Source organism: Maribacter sp. BPC-D8, from assembly GCF_035207705.1.
GTDB lineage: Bacteria > Bacteroidota > Bacteroidia > Flavobacteriales > Flavobacteriaceae > Maribacter.
Genome location: NZ_CP128187.1, coordinates 2,448,171 through 2,466,040 on the forward strand (window position 1 = coordinate 2,448,171; position 17,870 = coordinate 2,466,040).

A 17,870-nucleotide genomic window follows, 5' to 3' on the forward strand; every position below is an offset into this window, starting at 1 on the left:
TTTTGGTACAATAGTTGGACTAAACACTCAAATAAAACTCATGAATACGTATTCTTTATCTTTTTCCAAATCATTTTTATTTTTAGCCGTACTCTTTGTTTCGGCTGCTAGTTATGCACAAGAGGTTAATTGGATTTCTTGGGAAGAGGCTGCCGAATTAACGGCAACCGACAACAACCCGAAGAAAGTCTTTATTGATGTGTACACAGATTGGTGTGGATGGTGTAAGAAAATGGACAAGGATACTTTTCAAAATCCTGAGGTAGCTGCTTATATGGCAGAGAACTACTACATGGTTAAGTTTGATGGTGAAGGTAAAGATCCTATCGAATATAAAGGGAAGATGTACAAATTTGTTCCATCTGGTAAAAAAGGATATCATGAATTTGCAGCAGCCTTAATGCAAGGTCGCTTAAGTTACCCAACTACTATTTTCTTAGACGAAGAATTAAATATGCTTTCACCTATACCTGGTTATCAAAAACCAGAGCCATTTTTGGAAATAGCGCGTTATTTTGGTAGCGACATTTACAAAGAAAAAGACTGGAAAGCCTATACTGGCGAAGCTGGTAAATAATTATTAGACTTTACACTTGTCTATTATAGTCATTACATATCTCTAATGACTCATCTATAAAGTTATTCTCATTTAGAGTTATACGTTGTTGAAAAATTGGAAAGCAATTTCCATTAAAGTACTTTCACAACAACGTATAACTCTAACTTATGAAGTACCTATTTTACGCTAGTTTTTTAGTTGTATTTTTTATTTCGTGCGCTAACGAAAAGGACACAGTAAAGCCCCTTGAATCTGGAGTGTCAGAAGCTATGGCGACCCAAAGGGCTTCACAAATATCTAATGTTCATTACAACTTAAGTTTTGATATTCCTAAGGAACAGGAAGCTCCTATACCTTCTCAACTAGTTTTAAATTTTGATTTAGAACAACTTCAAGAACCTGTTTACTTAGATTTTAAAGAAGAAACTTCAAACATAAAATCGGTATCTATTAATGAAACAGATGTCGCTATTCTTCATGAAAAGGAACATATTATTTTACCCAAGAAATATTTAATACAAGGGAATAATACTGTTACCATTGCCTTTAATGCCGGTGAACTTTCTTTAAATAGAAATGAAGATTACCTATATACTCTATTAGTGCCAGATCGTGCAAGAACACTTTTCCCTTGTTTTGACCAACCTAATATAAAAGGTATTTATACCCTAAATATAACAGCACCTAACGACTGGAAGGTTTTATGTGGTGCAAACGAAATAAAGCAAACTCAGAAAGGGGAATACACACAACATAATTTTAGTGCTTCTGACCAAATGAGTACGTATTTATTTTCATTTGTAGCAGGTAAATTTGAATCTGTAACTCAAAAACCGGCAAATATGGATATGACCATGTTATACCGAGAAACCGATGCTACCAAAATTAAGTATAGCCTAGACTCCATTTTTGATTTACATCAGCAATCCCTAACATTTTTAGAGAAGTATACCGCATATCCTTTCCCTTTTCAAAAAATGGATTTTGCCGCAATACCCGGATTTCAATATGGCGGTATGGAACATGTTGGTGCCATTCAGTACCGAGAAAGTTCGCTTTTTTTAGATGAAAGCGCAACAGCAAATAATAAATTGAGCCGTGCAAAATTGATTGCCCACGAAACATCGCACATGTGGTTTGGCGATTTAGTTACGATGAATTGGTTTAATGATGTATGGATGAAAGAGGTGTTTGCTAATTTTATGGCAGATAAAATCATGAATCCCGCTTTCCCAGATATTGACCATCAATTGGCTTTTATGATCACCCACTACCCTAATGCTTACGGAGAAGACAGAACATTAGGTACTAATCCTATTCGGCAAGATTTAGAAAACCTCAACAATGCAGGTTCACTTTACGGTAGTATTATTTACAACAAGGCACCAATAATGATGCGCCAACTAGAAACCGTTTTAGGTAAAGAGGCGTTTCAAATAGGTATTCAAGAATATATAAAAACCTTTGCTTTTAAGAATGCTGTATGGGGAGAGTTAATTGATATTCTAGATAAAAAATCAGCTACAGATATGGTTGCATGGAGCGATGTTTGGGTCAATAATTCTAGCAGACCTATTTTTAGTGATGCTATCGAATATGATAGTGACAACAACATCACATCTTTTAAACTATCTCAAAAAGCAGAAGACAAATCAAATCATTCGTGGCCTCAGACATTTGAAGTACTGTTTCTTTATCCTGATAAAACAAAAACGTTGACCGTCAACATGATTGATAGCGAATTGGTTTTAGAGAAGGCTATTGGTTTACCTAGACCAACTTCAATACTATATAATTCAAATGCTGAAGGTTACGGAGTATTTCCTACTCAAGAAAAAGATCTAGATATTATACCAACGATAGAGGATCAAGTGGCTCGTGGTTACGCCTATATAAATGTATATGAGAATATGTTGAATGGCAGTATTACTCCAACTGCTGCCATAAAACTATACTCTAAAGGGCTAATTAATGAAAAGAATGAATTATTGGTTAATCTCATCTCTAGATACACCACTTCTGTATTTTGGAAATACCTAACCGCAGAACAACGCCTATTTTATCAGAAAGAAATTAGCGTACAAGTATGGTCAAAATTACAACAAGAGTTACCTGCTAATATTAAAAAGACCTTATACTCCGCCTACACATCAATTGGCTACACTGATATTTCATTAGACCATTTATATAAAATTTGGAACAAAGAATTAGTGATTAACAATCTAAAGCTTAACGATGACAACTTTACTGAATTGGCGATGGATTTAACCTTGTACGGCCACCCAGAAAGTGAAAACATTTTAAAAACAGCTGAACAAGCAATAAGCAACAATGATAAATTAAATCGCTTTACCTTCTTACTACCATCTTTATCAAAAGTTCAGCAGACTAGAAATGACTTTTTTGAATCACTTCAACAAGAAGAAAACCGAGCTAAAGAATCATGGGTTGTTAATGCAATGAATAATTTAAATCACCCTTTACATCAAAAAGAATCCATTCAGTATCTAAGGGCAAGCCTTGATTTAGTAGATGAAATACAAAAAACAGGAGATATCTTTTTCCCGAAAAGATGGCTAAGTAGTACTATTGGTAATTACACTTCACCGGAAGCTTATGAAATTTTACAGCGTTTTCTAGATGAGAATCCTGATTTAAATTCATCCTTAAAATCAAAAGTCCTACAAGCTTCAGATGACTTGCGTAGAGTTCAACTTCTACAAAAACAGATTGACATCTCTTTAGATTAAATTATAAGGCATAAAAAAAGAGGTCTAAAAGACCTCTTTTCTATTTACTACTATATTTTCTATCTACTATAATTCGGACTCTCTTTAGTGATGGTAACATCATGTGGGTGACTTTCGTTAATACCACTAGCGGTAATTTTAACGAACCTGCCAGTGTCTTGTAGTGTTGCGATATCTTTTGCTCCACAGTATCCCATACCAGCTTTTAATCCGCCTACAAATTGATGAATACTTTCATACAATTCCCCTTTGTAAGGTACACGACCTACAATACCTTCAGGTACTAATTTTTTAATATCATCTTCAACATCTTGAAAATAACGATCCTTACTACCTTGTTTCATAGCTTCAACAGAACCCATACCTCGGTACGATTTAAACTTTCTACCTTCATAGATAATTGTTTCTCCCGGAGATTCTTTAGTTCCTGCTAAAAGTGATCCTAACATTACCGTATCTGCACCTGCTGCAATCGCTTTAGGTATATCACCTGTATAACGAATACCACCATCTGCAATTACCGGAACACCAGAACCTTTTATAGCTGCTGCCACTTCTAATACTGCAGAAAACTGAGGAAAACCAACCCCTGCAACTACCCTAGTCGTACAAATTGAACCTGGACCAATACCAACTTTAACGGCATCTGCGCCAGCATCAACCAAATATTTTGCTGCTTCACCCGTAGCAATGTTACCAACGATAACATCTAGGTTAGGAAATTTCTTCTTTACTGCTTGTAATACAGAAACCACACCTTTTGTATGACCATGTGCCGTATCAATAACTACTGCATCTACACCTGCATTAACCAATGCTTCTGCTCTTTCAACAGCATCTTCTGTAACACCTAAAGCTGCTGCAACACGAAGTCTACCGAATTGATCTTTATTAGCGCTAGGCTTTTGAGTAAGTTTTGTAATATCACGAAATGTAATCAAACCTACCAACTTGTAGTTTTTATCTACAACAGGTAGTTTTTCAATTTTGTGTTGTTGTAAAATATCTTCTGCTTCTGAAAGTGAAGTCCCTTCTGCAGCTGTTACCAAATTCTCAGAAGTCATTACCTCAGAAATTGGTCTTTCATTATTTTTTTCGAAACGTAAATCTCTATTGGTTACGATACCTAAAAGTTTACCATCGGCATCAACGATAGGGATACCACCAATGCTATATTCTTTCATATTAGCTTTGGCATCTTTCACTTTCGAATCTAGTGGTTGTGTAACCGGATCCAAAATCATTCCGCTTTCAGCTCTTTTCACCTTTCTCACTTTCATTGCCTGCTGCTCAATACTCATATTCTTGTGCAACACGCCGATACCACCTTCTTGAGCCATGGCAATTGCCATTCTAGACTCCGTAACCGTATCCATCGCTGCCGATATAATAGGTACATTGATGGTAATATTTCTTGTGAATTTTGTCTGAATACTAACTTCTCTTGGAAGCACTTCAGAATATGCAGGTACTAATAATACGTCGTCGTACGTTAGACCTTCTCCTAGAATTTTGTTTTGGTGGGCTTGCATAGCAATTAAGGATTTAATTGCGTGCAAATATAGTGAATATTATTGGTTAAAAGTATTACCGTATTGTTTGGAAAATGTTAATTGATACAACACAATCATAGCGGATGCCGTGTATGTCGCCGTCATTAAAATACCCGATACTATTACTATGTATTTAAACCAAGTAACACCAGACCATAAAAAGTAGATTCCGCCAAAGGTCAGTAATACTGATAAAAATGGTTCTACCGTCAAAAGCACCTTAAGTTTTGTAGGTAGTTGAGTTAGCCAAACCAAAATACCTAGCAAGAAAAAGATAAAAGACATTGATAGAATATGCGTATGTATAATAGTTAGCATTTGCCGTTCGCTCTTTTTAAACTTCATGACGTCAGCATTTTCATCTGATTCATTACCCAAGTAATTCTCTTCGATACCAGCTACAGAGGCAGTACTGGTCTCTGAGACAAATAATAAACCGGTAAAATACCCAACAGAAAGTACAATTACAAAAGCCCCTATAAATAAGCGAATTGGTTTTGGCAGCTTTGGTAAAAGACCATTAAATTCCATTATAACATTTTATTTTCTTGCAATATAGTAAGTGTTTGCAAAAGGTCATCAATTGCATTGGTCATAGAGCGAACAGAAATTGTTGCACCTGCAATACCATCAATATTAGTTTCGTGATTTAAGCGATCGCCAGGTTTCTTGCCGATAAATTGTTTCAACCAACGTTTGCTTCCTATTTCACCACCATATTCTTCGCGATAAATCAACACCTTAGTATGCAGAATTTTAAAATTAGCATCAAGCAAAACCATATAATCAAAGTTTGCCGTCTTACTTGGGGCTTGTTCTACGTATAAATATCCTATATGACTTTGACCGTCAAGCACACGAAATAAATTTTCTGCATCAATTTTACTTGGTAAATCTAATTCAGCATTTTTTGCAACCGCAATAGCCTCGATAGTAAAAGAATCAATTTCAAAGTACCCGGCTATTTCTTTGTCGACCTTTTTCTGAATATTCTTTGGCAAACCAAAACCCATTACTATACCTATGGCTAGTATGCAAACTATTAATCTTAGAACCTTATTATTCATATTTACTGACAATTATAATTTGATTAAAACCAAACACCGATACCAAAATTAAGCCTGTCTTTTACATCACCAACGTCTGAGGCATTACTTCTAAATTGATAATCTCCTTTCAAGACCACCCCTGGTGCAAGGTGATAAGTTAAACCTGTAGTAACATCTGTTCTGTTATAAGCATCATTGCGAACCAAACGACCTTCGGTATCGGCATGCGTATCATACTGCTCGTAACGCGTAAAAACAAAAAGCTTTTGCTCTTTACCCATAGGTAACAAATTGTATGCCCCTTCTACATAAAAGCCTCTAAGTGCACTCCCTAAATCTCTTCCGGTAGCGGTATTATATTCTTCTGTATCTGATAAAGATGCATTTATAAATTGACCACGTGCTGTAAAACGGTCATAAGCGTAACGAGCATCTAAACCTACCATTGCGATACCAATATTTGCACCTGCTAAAGTTTCTATATCATCTGCTGCTTGAGTTTTTCCGAAATAAGTAGAAAGTCCTAAACGTAAACCAGAAATACCATAATATTCAACTTTAGTAGATAAAGTAGGACTATCGATAGTTGACTGAATTGCTTTTTGACGTCCACCTCTTAATCCGCTAGAACCACCTAAAAAACCCGACAAACCTCCTTCACCATCAGCTTCGGTAGATTTGAATCCGTTAAAAACATAAGCTTGGTATCCTAAGTTAATATCATTGAATCTACCTGCAACCCCTACACCAATCTCTCTCCATGTCGTTGGCACAATGGCATTATCCATACCTGGGCGTTCTGTTCCATTAAAAGTGGTTGGTTCATGAAATTCATTTACAATACCCATTGGTACCAGCATTAGACCACCACGTAAGCTAATATTATTTCCAACCGAGTAATTTATAAAAGCCTGCTCAACAAAAACTTCATTTACATGCTCAAGCTCAACTTCTGTAACAAATTGTGTTTTATCATTAAAACGATATCCAAAAAGTAATACCATTCGTTGCACATCTAATTCGCCATTATCACCTTCTGGTTGATTATATAACATTTCAGCATAAGCACCCACTGTAACCGCAGAAGCGTAGTTGCCAGAAAGTAATCGCTGTGCCGCATTTATTTGAGTTTGTGGTACCAAAGTGATCGAGTCTGTTTTGGTTTGTGCCTGTACACAAGTAAAAGTAAGTAGCAATACTAATAGGTAAACGTATTTCATCTTCTTAAATCTGCTTAGAATTATCGTTAACATTTTATTAACGGAGTGCAAATTTATGACCTAAAAACATACTAGCAAAGTTTATTTGTAATAAATCTAAATAAACTTAACGTTAATTAAGCTGCCAACATAATGAAGATAGGCTAGTTTAATGATATGCCGTAAACAGCTCAGTAGCTTTGTTGTAAGAAGCTTCAAAAGCCATCCAGTTAACGCCTGAGTCAACTTTTTCTGCAGTAAAATAAGATAGCATTTTCTCTGTAGGCATGTTACCTGTTAAATCATCTTTAGCCATTGGGCAACCACCAAAACCTTGTATAGCACCATCGAAACGTCTGCAACCAGATTCGTAAGCAGCAGCTACTTTCTCGTGCCACTTAGTTGGTGTCGTATGCAAATGAGCTCCGAATTCGATATTCGGATATTTAGGAATTAGATTCGAGAACAAGTATGAAATCGTTTCGGGATCAGAAGAGCCTACAGTATCTGAAAGTGATAATATTTTCGCTCCCATTTTTGCGAGTTTCTCTGTCCACTCTCCTACAATATCAACATCCCAAGGGTCACCATAAGGGTTACCGAATCCCATCGAAATATAAGTCACCACTTCTTTGTTTGCGGCATCGGCTAAATTAAATATCTCTTGTAAAGTCTCTACCGATTGTGCAATAGTTTTATGCGTATTTCGCATTTGAAAGTTCTCTGAAATAGAAAAAGGAAATCCTAAATAATCAACTTCAGGATGCGAAACTGCATCTTCTGCACCTCGTACATTCGCAACAATCGAAAGCAGCTTTGTATTTGTTTTTGATAAGTCTAATTTTGATAAAACTTCAGCAGTATCTACCATTTGCGGAATTGCTTTTGGTGAAACAAAGCTTCCGAAATCTAAGCTGTCAAAACCACAACCCAGCAATGATTGTATATACCTTACTTTTTCATCGGTAGGTATAAATTGCTTAATGCCTTGCATAGCATCTCGTGGGCATTCTACTAATTTGATCTTTGAATTAGACATTTCGTAAAAATACGAACTCTAAATAAGTATCTCCTATTAATAATTTAAATAAACTACCCAAAAAATAAATAAACTGCAATACCGATGAAGACAATAATCTGAACCCATTTCAATATTAAACCTGTTCGTCTTTTAGTTTTCAAAAACGTTGAAATCTGACCAGATAATATAGCAATACCACTAAATACAAATGATGAGACCACTATAAATAGAAAACCAAGTGTATAGAATTGTATAACGTTGCTTAAAGTGTCTGAAAATAGAAACCCTGGAAAAAAGGCTAGAAAGAATATAATCACCTTTGGGTTGAATACATTCATTATAAAGCCTTGTTTGTATAAGGCTCCTAAACTTTTTTTGTTCTTTGACTCCCCTTCTATTGCTATAGCATCGCCTCCTCTATAAACCATTACTGCGAGATACAGCAAATAGCCCGCCCCAAACACTTTTATAAATGTAAATATGGCAGGGTTATTCTTTATAACTGCAGACACACCAAAAGCCAAAAGAGTGGTATGCACCAAACAACCGGTCATTAAACCTGCAACAACTGCTAACCCTTGTTTTTTGCCATTACTTATACTCTGTATTAAAACAAAAATATTATCAGGACCGGGCGACAGTGACAAAACAAAGGTGGCTACAGAAAAGGCAAGTAAAATATCGTAATTCAATATAGAAGATATTAGTTCTACCCGAAAAGTACGAATAACCATGTATTACACCTATTTTTAATATCTTGTATAAAATTCACAGACTATGAAAATTAAAGTACTTCTATTACTAATTAGTATTTCATTCATGTCAAACGCTTTTGCGACGACAGATGAAAACATGACCAAAACAAAAATGATTCAAAGCGATAGTCTTTTAAGGCATACTGTCTTTTTTAAGTTCAAAGATGGCACGACCGCCGAACAAATGAAAAAAGTAGAAGATGCTTTTAGGGCACTACCTTCAAAAATTGAACAAATTAAAGGGTATGAATGGGGATTGAACAATAGCCTAGAAGGTTTGAACAAAGGTTTTACACATGCCTTTTTTCTAACATTTGAAAGTGAAGAAGATCGTGCTATTTACTTACCTCACCCAGACCACAAAGCATTTGGCGCTGTATTGACTCCGTTTTTAGATGATGTCTTTGTTGTTGATTACTGGACCAAATCGTAAATCAAAATCTCACATATATAAAATGCCCTTGCACAATTTGTACAAGGGCATTTATTTTTTATAGGAATAGTTAAAATCTTAAACCGTAGCTTTTTCTATAAGCGCTTTATTAATTTCTTTTACCAAAGCCGGGCCTTCATACACAAAGCCCGTCCATAATTGAATTAAATCTGCACCAGCTTCTAATTTCTCGATAGCATCTTCTGCAGAGTTTATACCGCCTACCCCAATAATAGGGAATGCCTTGTTACTCTTCTCCGCTAAAAATCTGATTACCTCAGTACTCCTGTCTTTTAATGGAGCACCACTTAGTCCGCCAGCTTCTTCAGTTACCAAAGCATGAGATTTTAAATTCTCTCTAGAAATGGTCGTATTGGTAGCTATAATACCATCAATAGAAGTAATTTTTACAATATCAATAATATCTAATAATTGGCTGTCGGTAAGGTCTGGCGCTATTTTCAATAAAATAGGTTTACGCACTGTCGACTTACGTTCGCTTTGCTTTGAATTCTCTAACTGTAGCTCATTTAATAAAGCCGTTAAGGGCTCTTTATCTTGCAACTCTCTTAACCCTGGTGTGTTTGGTGAACTTACATTCACCACAAAGTAATCTACGTGATCGAATAAGGCATCAAAACAGATTAAGTAATCTTTAATAGCCTCGTTATTCGGTGTCACTTTGTTCTTACCTATATTACCACCAATAAGCACCTTATGATTTTTCTTTAAATTCTCTACAGCTTCGAAAACCCCGTGGTTATTAAACCCCATTCGATTTATGATAGCCTTATCTTCTTTTAAACGAAATAATCTTTTCTTCGGATTTCCATCTTGAGGCTTTGGGGTAAGGGTACCAATTTCTACGAATCCGAATCCGAAATCTGATAATTCATTATATAAGACAGCATTTTTATCAAAACCAGCAGCTAAACCAACCGGATTCTTAAATTTCAGTCCGAATAGCTCACGTTCTAAACGTTTATCTTCAACTACGAACATAGATTTAATAAGACCAGATAGTCCTATTTTGGAGAAAAACTTAATGCTTGAAAAACTAATATGATGAACTTTCTCGGGGTCAAGAAGAAATAAAAGAGGTCTAATGAAAAGCCTATACATGTATATATTTTAGAAGCCGCAAAAATACAAACTGTAAATGAGAAAGTTAAGCAATACTTTATCTGTTTTCAGTAGGTATACTATCTGTGTAGACAGCGGGCACTACAATGTATGCTGAACGAGAAGCATCTTTACATAAAGACAAGTATAATTCGTATTGATTTGAGTTAAATAGCGCCAACATTTTCTTATCCATCACTTCTTGAACTGTTGCCATACTGTCCATTACAACTTTGTATTTATCTGCTAATTGTTGTAGTTCTGTAACACTACTTTGAGGATGCCTACTCTTTACATTCTCTAATTCGTTACTTAAAATATCATTTCGAAATTTAACTTCTCCACTAAAACTTTCTAATTTCTCTTTTTGCATTTCGTTCAATTGAAAAATATCAGAAATAATAGAATCGTTCGTAACACCAACACCAAGAATACAATCTGCCTGTGCATTTACATTTGCGAAAAGTAAAAGAAAAGCCATTGTCACTACATATCTAATTTTCATCATCATTTAATTTATCGAATCTTACGTTTACTAATTTACAATTTATAACCTTATTTTTGATAAAACACATTTTACATGCAGCATATCATCGATCGTTTCATAAGTTATATTACTATTGATACGCAGAGCGACTCATCATCTGACGCCACACCAAGTACTGAAAAACAGTGGAATTTAGCCAACAAATTAGTTGACGAATTACGCGCTATAGGTCTGTCTGACGTCGCTATAGACGACAATGCTTACATAATGGCCACCTTACCTTCAAATGTTGACCATGATGCACCTACCATTGGTTTTATATCTCATTTTGATACGTCTCCTGATTTTTCTGGTACGAATGTGAATCCGCAGATTATTAAAAACTACGATGGTAAAGATATTGTTCTTAATAAGGAAAAAGATATCATTCTTTCATCGTCATATTTTGATGATTTATTACAATATATCGGTCAAACCATTATAACTACAGATGGCACTACCCTGTTAGGTGCTGATGATAAAGCAGGTATTACAGAGATAGTAACTGCAATGGAGTATTTGGTAAACAATCCAGAAATAAAACATGGTACCATAAGAATCGGATTTACACCCGATGAAGAAATTGGTCGTGGAGCACATAAATTCGACGTTGAAAAATTTGGAGCGGAATGGGCATATACTATGGATGGTAGCCAGATTGGTGAACTGGAATATGAAAATTTCAATGCAGCAGGTGCCAAAATAACTATTAAAGGCAAAAGTGTACACCCAGGTTATGCAAAAGGAAAAATGGTGAATGCCCTATTAATCGCCAATAAGATTATAAACGATTTACCCAAGCATGAAACACCCGAAGAAACCTCTGGTAGAGAAGGCTTTTTTCATGTACATCACTTTGATGGAGAAATCGAAAATGCAACTGTAGAGCTGATTATTAGAGATCATGATTTAAAACGTTTTGAGCAACGTAAAAAATTAGTAGAAGACATTGTACAAAAATTTAATAACGAATATGACAATTGTATTGAGCTAGAATTAAACGATCAATACTTTAATATGAAAGAAAAGGTAGAACCTGTTTTTCATATTGTAGAGACTGCTAAAAAGGCAATGGAAGATATCGGCATAAAACCTATTATTAAACCAATACGCGGTGGTACAGATGGGTCGCAATTAAGTTATATGGGCTTACCTTGCCCTAACATATTTGCTGGCGGACATAATTTTCATGGCAAGTATGAATATGTACCGGTAGAGAGCATGCAGAAAGCTGTAGAAGTTATTGTGCGCATTTGCGAGCTGACAGCTAATCAATGATACGATGGAAAAGCAAGAGAAATTAGATGAATTCTATAATGAGGCGCATCACTTTAAAAATGAGGTAGCTGAATTAAGGACTCTTGCCCTAGCTTGTGGAATGACGGAAACCTACAAATGGAGTTTCCCTACCTACATGATAGATAACAAAAACATCATCGCAATAAACAAATTTAAAAATCACTTCGGAATCTGGTTTTTTAACGGTGTCTTTTTAAGTGACCCTAAAAACGTTTTAGAAAAGCACAAGAAGGAAAAACCATGGCGATGCGCCACTGGAAATTTACTACAATTGAAGGCATTGATAAAAAAGAAGTTACAGCGTACATAAACGAAGCTATTGAGAATCAAAAAAAGGGGCTACAATTAAAGATTGAGAAAAAACCTAAAACCAAAATTGTAATTCCCATTCACTTATCCATTGCATTAGAAAACATCGACGACATAAAAACTGCTTTCAACAAATTAACTTATTCTAAACAGAAAGACTACGCCGAGTATATTGCAACTGCAAAACAAGAAAAAACAAAACTATCTAGATTAGAAAAGGTAGTTCCGTTGATATTAGCAGGTAGGGGAATACATGACCAGTACAAGAAGTAAGCTATTATCTTAAAATTTAAAACAAAAAAAACACCGATGTTTCCATCGGTGTTTTTTATATGAATTTAGAAAAAACTTACTTTTTCTCTGGAGCGTTTAATTTAGCGCTCATTTCCATAGATATGGCAGATCGATCAAACTTTAATTTTCCTGCCATTGTTTCCAATACACAAGAAGAATCTTTATCATTCATATCTACTACCTTACCGTGCAGACCACTTTTGGTAATAACACGATCACCACGTTTTAATTCTGCTGAAAATTTCTTTTCATCCTTTTGTCTTTTCATTTGAGGTCTGATCATAAAAAAATATGCGACCACAAAAATCAAAATCATCGGAAGAAACTGCCCTATATCACCCATCTTTGGTATATCTGTAATTTATAATTATTTAACAGGTCCTAATGGAGCTGCTCCTTTTGGGTTAACGAAAGCTTTAATTCTCAAAAGCTCAGAACCTTTTTCTGTATTTGCTGTAACAGTAATCGTTTTTGTTATCTGATTTTGACCAGATCCATTGAAATTAACTTTCAACTCACCTTTTTCTCCTGGTGCGATTGGCTCTTTTGGAGGATTAGGAACTGTACAACCACAGCTACTTTTTGCATCGGTAATAATTAATGGGGCATTACCCGTATTGGTAAAAACAAATACGGTCTCTTGTGGAGTACCTTGCTCAATTGTACCAAAATCATGTTCTGCTTTCTCGAAAGCCATTACAGGCACAGCCTTAGCAGCCTCATCTCTTACCGCAGCCTCTGCTACATTATCTGTTTTGATCTTACTTGATGCGTTGTCTTTACAAGAAGTAAAAGCTACCATTGATACAAGACCAACAATTAGAACTAATTTTTTCATACTATTTAGATTTATCAATTAATTGCAAAATTATAAAATATTTTTATAATAGACCTCTTCCCATCTTGTTAAGCTTTCCTTCTGACTTGTATTCTTTAGTAAGCTTATCGAGAATTCCGTTTATAAATATGCTACTTTTTGGTGTAGAGTATTCTTTAGCTATTTCTAAATACTCATTTATAGTTACCCTTTCTGGTATAGAAGGGAAATGTAATAACTCGCAAATAGCCATTTTTAATAAGATGCTATCAATACCAGCAATACGATCTTTATCCCAATTTGGTGTTTTACCTTCTATTTCCTTTTCTAAAGCATCGTTCTTTAATAATGTTCTCGATAGCAATTGCATGGCAAAAGTCATATCCTCATCATCTTTCAACAAACTTGGTAAAAAGTAAGATTCTGGGTGTACCTGTTTTACTTTCTTAAAATGCTTTAAAATAAAGGTATTAACAATAGGTATATCATCTACCCAGGTTAACTTATCATCTTCAAAGTAATCGTAAATTTTCTCGTTAGGTGCAATAATATTCTTAAACAAAGTTATTACCAACTCCTTATCAGCAGCATAATCGCTTTCTGGTTTAGACATGTATTCTTTGTAGGTATCGCTCTCTAAAATTTCTTTATAGATAAGTTTTACATACTCCTCTTCTAAATACCAGTTATCTAGCTTTCTATGATTAAGTTCCTCTTCTAAGGTCTTATTTTCAACAATTTGTAATAACAATCTGTTTTGAATAAACTTATTCGGATTAGGGAACGCTGTCTTTTTGTCCTCAATGTATTTGTTGGCAGAAAGGGAAATTTGATCTGCTGCTCTTTTCTGTATTTCTACAAAAAGACTTAGCCATAATAAATATAGCGTGTAGGTATTCTCTATGCTTACCTTTAAAAACTTCTCTTGTTTCTGTAACGAATCGTCCTTAGACTGAATTAGAGCGTAAATACTCTGCATTACCTTAACCCTAATGTGCCTTCTTGTAAGCATTTGAAAGAACTTATTTAATATATTAGTAAATAACCTCGGGGCAAGCCCTCGGAGCATTTAAATCTCGATTATCGAGTAAATAAAGCCGCAAAGGTAAGTATCTATTTAAAGGGTCACAATAGCAATCGTATTTATCTTAGCTTATTTATAACATATCGTTTTAGGTCAAAAAACTATCTTTGCGTTTAGAATTTTACACTATTATCTTTTCTACAACTTATGAAAGAACTTAAGCATCTAAATAAATACTTTAAAAAATACTGGCTTAAGCTTTTTTTCGGGATCATCATAACCATAATCGCAAGGCTATTTCAATTGATCATGCCGTCTTACGTGAATAACTCTATAACGGTAGTTGAGCAATATATAAAGGCAGAAATAGAAAAATCAACAGCTCAAGAATTGTTATTAGAATACATTCTTATAATTGTAGGTGCTGCTTTACTATCTGGATTCTTCACTTTTTTAATGCGTCAATTAATTATCAATATTTCTAGATATATAGAATTCGACCTTAAAAACGAAATATTCGATCACTACCAGAAACTAAGCTTAAACTTCTATAAGAAAAATAGAACTGGCGATTTAATGAACAGAATAAGTGAAGACGTAAATGAAGTACGTATGTATGCGGGTCCGGCTATTATGTACGGCATACAGACACTAACTTTATTTGCTTGTTTAATACCGCTAATGTTTATTAAAGCACCAACCTTGGCAGCTTATACCTTATTACCATTACCTTTTCTATCCGTTTTAATATATCAAATAAGTAAGGTAATACATAAGAGAAGTACAATAGTACAGCAGTATTTATCTACGTTATCGACTTTTACACAAGAAATATTTTCAGGTGTATCGGTTATAAAAGCATATGCGCTAGAACCACAAACTAATGAAGACTTAGAAAAACTTGCTATTGAAGGAAAAGAGAAGAGTGTTAGTTTGGCAAAAGTAAATGCTTGGTTCTTCCCCTTAATGATTCTTCTAATAGGTATCAGTAATATTTTGGTGATATATATAGGAGGAAAACAATACTTAGCCGGTGAAATTGAAGTTGGTCTGATTGCGGAGTTTATATTATATGTAAACATGTTAACGTGGCCCGTTGCAATTGTAGGATGGCTTACATCTATTGTTCAAAGAGCTGCTGCCAGTCAAGAACGTATCAACGAATTTCTAAATCAAGAATCGGAAATTAAAAACACACCCACTCACGAGCATACGGTAAAAGGTAAAATTGAATTTAGAGATGTTGATTTCACGTATCAAGATACTAACATCAATGCCTTAAAACATTTATCATTTACCATAAACGAAGGGGAAACTACAGCTATTATAGGTAAAACGGGATCAGGTAAATCTACTATTCTAGATTTAGTAGCTAGATTATACGATACTACATCAGGCGAAATTTTAATAGATGACGAGCCTATTAAAAATATTGACATAACCACTTTAAGAGAATCTATTGGTGCTGTACCACAAGATGCTTTTCTATTTTCTGATAGTATAAAGAACAATATTAAATTCGGAAAAGAAGACGCTACGGATCAAGAAATAATGGACATCGCCAAAGATGCCGTGGTTCACGAAAATATAATGGGCTTCTCTAAAAAATACGACACCGTATTAGGTGAAAGAGGTATTACATTAAGTGGCGGACAGAAGCAGCGTGTTTCTATCGCAAGAGCATTAATTAAGAAACCACAAATTTATTTATTCGATGATTGTCTTTCTGCGGTAGATACAGAAACGGAAGAAGAAATTTTAAATAATCTTAAAAAGGCATCTAAGAATAGAACTACATTAATTGTAAGTCATAGAGTTTCTTCTGCTAAAAATGCCGATAAAATACTGGTTCTAGATGACGGTAGACTCATTCAAGAAGGTACTCACGACGAATTAAATACTCGAGAAGGGTATTATAAAGACCTCTACAGCAAACAGCTCTCAGAGAAAGAAAGTTAGAAAATTGTTGTCGGATAACGATTTTTTTTTCATTTTTGATAGCATAACGACACTAAACATTAGAAATGAGCGAAAGAGATTTATCAGATCAGGAAGAAATTCACTCCAAAGTTTTACGCGCAGGTAGAAGAACGTACTTTTTCGATGTAAGAAGTACAAAGGCTGGGGACTATTATTTAACGATTACAGAAAGTAAGAAATTTACACATGACGATGGTTCATTCCATTACAAGAAGCATAAAATTTATTTATACAAAGAAGACTTCGATGCCTTTAAAGAGAATGTTGAAGAAATGATGGATTTCATCATTAACGAAAAAGGATCAGAAGTAATTTCAGAAAGACACCAAAAAGACTTTAAAAAAGAAGAAGTTCAAGTAGAAGTTGAAGCTGAAGTACCTGTAGAAAATACGACTACAAATACCTCTAGCTTTACAGATGTAAGTTTCGAAGACATCTAATCTTTAAAATTTTCTTTAAATAATTAACGACCCTTATTTAAGGGTCGTTTTTATTTTGTGAGTATTTGACTCTAGCGAAAAAAATTGAAAACTAATTAAATGAAATTTTATCTCTTTTACTTTTTTATACTAGCCGCAATATCAAGTTGTAAAAATGACAAAAAAGATAATCGTGATTCAAATATTGAGAAAATTGAAACCCAAATTATTGAGAAAAGAAATGAAGATTTAACTAAGAAAAATACTGATTCGTCAGAATTTAAAAATATGATAGGTTCTAATTGTGCTCATCCTGAGTTTTTTGAATTCAAAAACTATAAAGAGTATTGTATGGCAGATACAATTAGCATTGATTTGAATGGAAACGGGTTAATAGAAAAAGTATATTTTGACAACAAAGATTGTCCTAAACTAATAATCAAAGAAAAAGGAGAAGATTTAATTTCAATTGGCTGTGGAAAAGATAAATACAAAGGGCTTCCTAATGCAATTGGTTGGGTAAATTTATGGTGCGTTGTATCTGATAAAAAGACATTTGAAATTTTAGTAGAAAATGGTGAGTTGCTTAGCGAAAAATCCGTGAGTTTGGAGAGACCCAGTATATACGTTGGGAAAGAAGAAGCAGGTGGAGGAATTATAACATATCGAAATGGGAAGCTTTCTTGGATACACCAATCTGACTAAAGGATAACGATTTATAAGCTCCGGTTTTAAGTCCAGTAATGGGTAATAAAATGACG

At 34.5% G+C, this 17,870-nt stretch carries 20 protein-coding genes; 9 read left to right on the plus strand and 11 right to left on the minus strand.

Annotation, left to right across the window (positions count from 1 at the left end; genetic code table 11):
* Positions 1-40 precede the first annotated feature (40 nt).
* The gene (locus tag QSV08_RS10740; RefSeq protein WP_324023219.1) at positions 41-577 is read left to right on the plus strand and encodes a thioredoxin family protein; all 537 of its coding nucleotides are present in this window, start codon (positions 41-43) and stop codon (positions 575-577) included.
* Between the two features lie 149 nt (positions 578-726).
* Positions 727-3,309 (plus strand): M1 family metallopeptidase, encoded by a 2,583-nt coding sequence (locus QSV08_RS10745; protein ID WP_324023221.1) that lies wholly within the window; start codon positions 727-729, stop codon positions 3,307-3,309.
* Positions 3,310-3,368: 59 nt separating this feature from the next.
* Here the strand turns inward: QSV08_RS10745 and guaB are convergent, their stop codons facing one another.
* The 6 genes from guaB to QSV08_RS10775 form a co-directional block, all read right to left on the minus strand.
* A complete protein-coding gene (guaB, locus tag QSV08_RS10750; RefSeq protein WP_324023223.1) occupies positions 3,369-4,841 on the minus strand; it encodes an IMP dehydrogenase in 1,473 nt (490 codons plus the stop codon).
* A gap of 39 nt (positions 4,842-4,880) precedes the next feature.
* The gene (locus QSV08_RS10755) at positions 4,881-5,393 is read right to left on the minus strand and encodes a hypothetical protein (RefSeq protein ID WP_324023224.1); all 513 of its coding nucleotides are present in this window, start codon (positions 5,391-5,393) and stop codon (positions 4,881-4,883) included.
* Positions 5,393-5,929: an FMN-binding protein gene (locus tag QSV08_RS10760; protein WP_324023226.1), complete on the minus strand. Its 537-nt coding sequence runs from the start codon at positions 5,927-5,929 to the stop codon at positions 5,393-5,395. Before QSV08_RS10760 ends, QSV08_RS10755 begins: the two co-directional genes overlap by 1 nt.
* Before the next feature lie 23 nt (positions 5,930-5,952).
* Entirely contained in the window at positions 5,953-7,131 is a 1,179-nt protein-coding gene (locus QSV08_RS10765; RefSeq protein WP_324023227.1) for a hypothetical protein, read from the minus strand.
* A gap of 148 nt (positions 7,132-7,279) precedes the next feature.
* A complete protein-coding gene (locus tag QSV08_RS10770) occupies positions 7,280-8,149 on the minus strand; it encodes a hydroxymethylglutaryl-CoA lyase (RefSeq protein WP_324023229.1) in 870 nt (289 codons plus the stop codon).
* Positions 8,150-8,202: 53 nt separating this feature from the next.
* Positions 8,203-8,823, minus strand: a complete 621-nt coding sequence (locus QSV08_RS10775; RefSeq protein ID WP_324023231.1) for a LysE family translocator — start codon at positions 8,821-8,823, stop codon at positions 8,203-8,205.
* 85 nt (positions 8,824-8,908) lie between these two features.
* On the opposite strand from QSV08_RS10775, the gene QSV08_RS10780 reads away from it, so the two are divergent.
* On the plus strand, positions 8,909-9,319 hold the full coding sequence (locus QSV08_RS10780; RefSeq protein ID WP_324023232.1) for a Dabb family protein: 411 nt from the start codon (positions 8,909-8,911) through the stop codon (positions 9,317-9,319).
* Positions 9,320-9,397: 78 nt separating this feature from the next.
* Here QSV08_RS10780 and QSV08_RS10785 read toward each other — a convergent pair whose 3' ends face one another.
* Positions 9,398-10,441, minus strand: a complete 1,044-nt coding sequence (locus QSV08_RS10785) for a quinone-dependent dihydroorotate dehydrogenase (protein ID WP_324023233.1) — start codon at positions 10,439-10,441, stop codon at positions 9,398-9,400.
* Between the two features lie 58 nt (positions 10,442-10,499).
* Positions 10,500-10,952 (minus strand): hypothetical protein, encoded by a 453-nt coding sequence (locus QSV08_RS10790; RefSeq protein WP_324023235.1) that lies wholly within the window; start codon positions 10,950-10,952, stop codon positions 10,500-10,502.
* Positions 10,953-11,021: 69 nt separating this feature from the next.
* Here QSV08_RS10790 and pepT point away from each other — a divergent pair, with 69 nt between their 5' ends.
* Genes pepT through QSV08_RS10805 form a run of 3 tightly spaced genes read left to right on the plus strand, consistent with a single transcriptional unit; the run spans position 11,022 to position 12,848 of the window.
* Positions 11,022-12,245 (plus strand): peptidase T, encoded by a 1,224-nt coding sequence (gene pepT / locus QSV08_RS10795; protein ID WP_324023237.1) that lies wholly within the window; start codon positions 11,022-11,024, stop codon positions 12,243-12,245.
* Between the two features lie 4 nt (positions 12,246-12,249).
* Complete coding sequence (locus QSV08_RS10800; RefSeq protein ID WP_324023239.1) at positions 12,250-12,576, plus strand: DUF1801 domain-containing protein; 327 nt, start codon at positions 12,250-12,252, stop codon at positions 12,574-12,576.
* The gene (locus QSV08_RS10805) at positions 12,513-12,848 is read left to right on the plus strand and encodes a YdeI/OmpD-associated family protein (RefSeq protein WP_324023241.1); all 336 of its coding nucleotides are present in this window, start codon (positions 12,513-12,515) and stop codon (positions 12,846-12,848) included. Before QSV08_RS10800 ends, QSV08_RS10805 begins: the two co-directional genes overlap by 64 nt.
* Positions 12,849-12,924: 76 nt before the next feature.
* Here the strand turns inward: QSV08_RS10805 and yajC are convergent, their stop codons facing one another.
* The 3 genes from yajC to nusB are packed head-to-tail and all read right to left on the minus strand — an operon-like array spanning position 12,925 to position 14,698.
* The gene (yajC, locus tag QSV08_RS10810; RefSeq protein WP_324023243.1) at positions 12,925-13,212 is read right to left on the minus strand and encodes a preprotein translocase subunit YajC; all 288 of its coding nucleotides are present in this window, start codon (positions 13,210-13,212) and stop codon (positions 12,925-12,927) included.
* Between the two features lie 24 nt (positions 13,213-13,236).
* Positions 13,237-13,707, minus strand: coding sequence for a DUF1573 domain-containing protein (locus QSV08_RS10815; protein ID WP_324023245.1), 471 nt, complete (start codon positions 13,705-13,707; stop codon positions 13,237-13,239).
* Positions 13,708-13,750: 43 nt separating this feature from the next.
* Complete coding sequence (gene nusB, locus QSV08_RS10820; RefSeq protein ID WP_416381994.1) at positions 13,751-14,698, minus strand: transcription antitermination factor NusB; 948 nt, start codon at positions 14,696-14,698, stop codon at positions 13,751-13,753.
* A 219-nt stretch (positions 14,699-14,917) separates the two neighbouring features.
* On the opposite strand from nusB, the gene QSV08_RS10825 reads away from it, so the two are divergent.
* From QSV08_RS10825 to QSV08_RS10835, 3 genes are all read left to right on the plus strand, one after another.
* Positions 14,918-16,669, plus strand: coding sequence for an ABC transporter ATP-binding protein (locus QSV08_RS10825; RefSeq protein WP_324023249.1), 1,752 nt, complete (start codon positions 14,918-14,920; stop codon positions 16,667-16,669).
* 65 nt (positions 16,670-16,734) lie between these two features.
* Positions 16,735-17,130, plus strand: coding sequence for a PUR family DNA/RNA-binding protein (locus tag QSV08_RS10830; protein WP_324023251.1), 396 nt, complete (start codon positions 16,735-16,737; stop codon positions 17,128-17,130).
* Positions 17,131-17,229: 99 nt separating this feature from the next.
* On the plus strand, positions 17,230-17,814 hold the full coding sequence (locus tag QSV08_RS10835) for a hypothetical protein (protein WP_324023253.1): 585 nt from the start codon (positions 17,230-17,232) through the stop codon (positions 17,812-17,814).
* Positions 17,815-17,870 lie beyond the last annotated feature (56 nt).

Excerpts from the sequence above, each read along its gene's own strand:
- QSV08_RS10740 (WP_324023219.1), top strand. The coding sequence starts at position 41 with ATGAATACGTATTCTTTATCTTTTTCCAAATCATTTTTATTTTTAGCC.
- QSV08_RS10745 (WP_324023221.1), top strand. The coding sequence starts at position 727 with ATGAAGTACCTATTTTACGCTAGTTTTTTAGTTGTATTTTTTATTTCG.
- guaB (WP_324023223.1), bottom strand. The coding sequence starts at position 4,841 with ATGCAAGCCCACCAAAACAAAATTCTAGGAGAAGGTCTAACGTACGAC.
- QSV08_RS10755 (WP_324023224.1), bottom strand. The coding sequence starts at position 5,393 with ATGGAATTTAATGGTCTTTTACCAAAGCTGCCAAAACCAATTCGCTTA.
- QSV08_RS10760 (WP_324023226.1), bottom strand. The coding sequence starts at position 5,929 with ATGAATAATAAGGTTCTAAGATTAATAGTTTGCATACTAGCCATAGGT.
- QSV08_RS10765 (WP_324023227.1), bottom strand. The coding sequence starts at position 7,131 with ATGAAATACGTTTACCTATTAGTATTGCTACTTACTTTTACTTGTGTA.
- QSV08_RS10770 (WP_324023229.1), bottom strand. The coding sequence starts at position 8,149 with ATGTCTAATTCAAAGATCAAATTAGTAGAATGCCCACGAGATGCTATG.
- QSV08_RS10780 (WP_324023232.1), top strand. The coding sequence starts at position 8,909 with ATGAAAATTAAAGTACTTCTATTACTAATTAGTATTTCATTCATGTCA.
- QSV08_RS10785 (WP_324023233.1), bottom strand. The coding sequence starts at position 10,441 with ATGTATAGGCTTTTCATTAGACCTCTTTTATTTCTTCTTGACCCCGAG.
- QSV08_RS10790 (WP_324023235.1), bottom strand. The coding sequence starts at position 10,952 with ATGATGATGAAAATTAGATATGTAGTGACAATGGCTTTTCTTTTACTT.
- pepT (WP_324023237.1), top strand. The coding sequence starts at position 11,022 with ATGCAGCATATCATCGATCGTTTCATAAGTTATATTACTATTGATACG.
- QSV08_RS10800 (WP_324023239.1), top strand. The coding sequence starts at position 12,250 with ATGGAAAAGCAAGAGAAATTAGATGAATTCTATAATGAGGCGCATCAC.
- QSV08_RS10805 (WP_324023241.1), top strand. The coding sequence starts at position 12,513 with ATGCGCCACTGGAAATTTACTACAATTGAAGGCATTGATAAAAAAGAA.
- yajC (WP_324023243.1), bottom strand. The coding sequence starts at position 13,212 with ATGGGTGATATAGGGCAGTTTCTTCCGATGATTTTGATTTTTGTGGTC.
- QSV08_RS10815 (WP_324023245.1), bottom strand. The coding sequence starts at position 13,707 with ATGAAAAAATTAGTTCTAATTGTTGGTCTTGTATCAATGGTAGCTTTT.
- nusB (WP_416381994.1), bottom strand. The coding sequence starts at position 14,698 with ATGCTTACAAGAAGGCACATTAGGGTTAAGGTAATGCAGAGTATTTAC.
- QSV08_RS10825 (WP_324023249.1), top strand. The coding sequence starts at position 14,918 with ATGAAAGAACTTAAGCATCTAAATAAATACTTTAAAAAATACTGGCTT.
- QSV08_RS10830 (WP_324023251.1), top strand. The coding sequence starts at position 16,735 with ATGAGCGAAAGAGATTTATCAGATCAGGAAGAAATTCACTCCAAAGTT.
- QSV08_RS10835 (WP_324023253.1), top strand. The coding sequence starts at position 17,230 with ATGAAATTTTATCTCTTTTACTTTTTTATACTAGCCGCAATATCAAGT.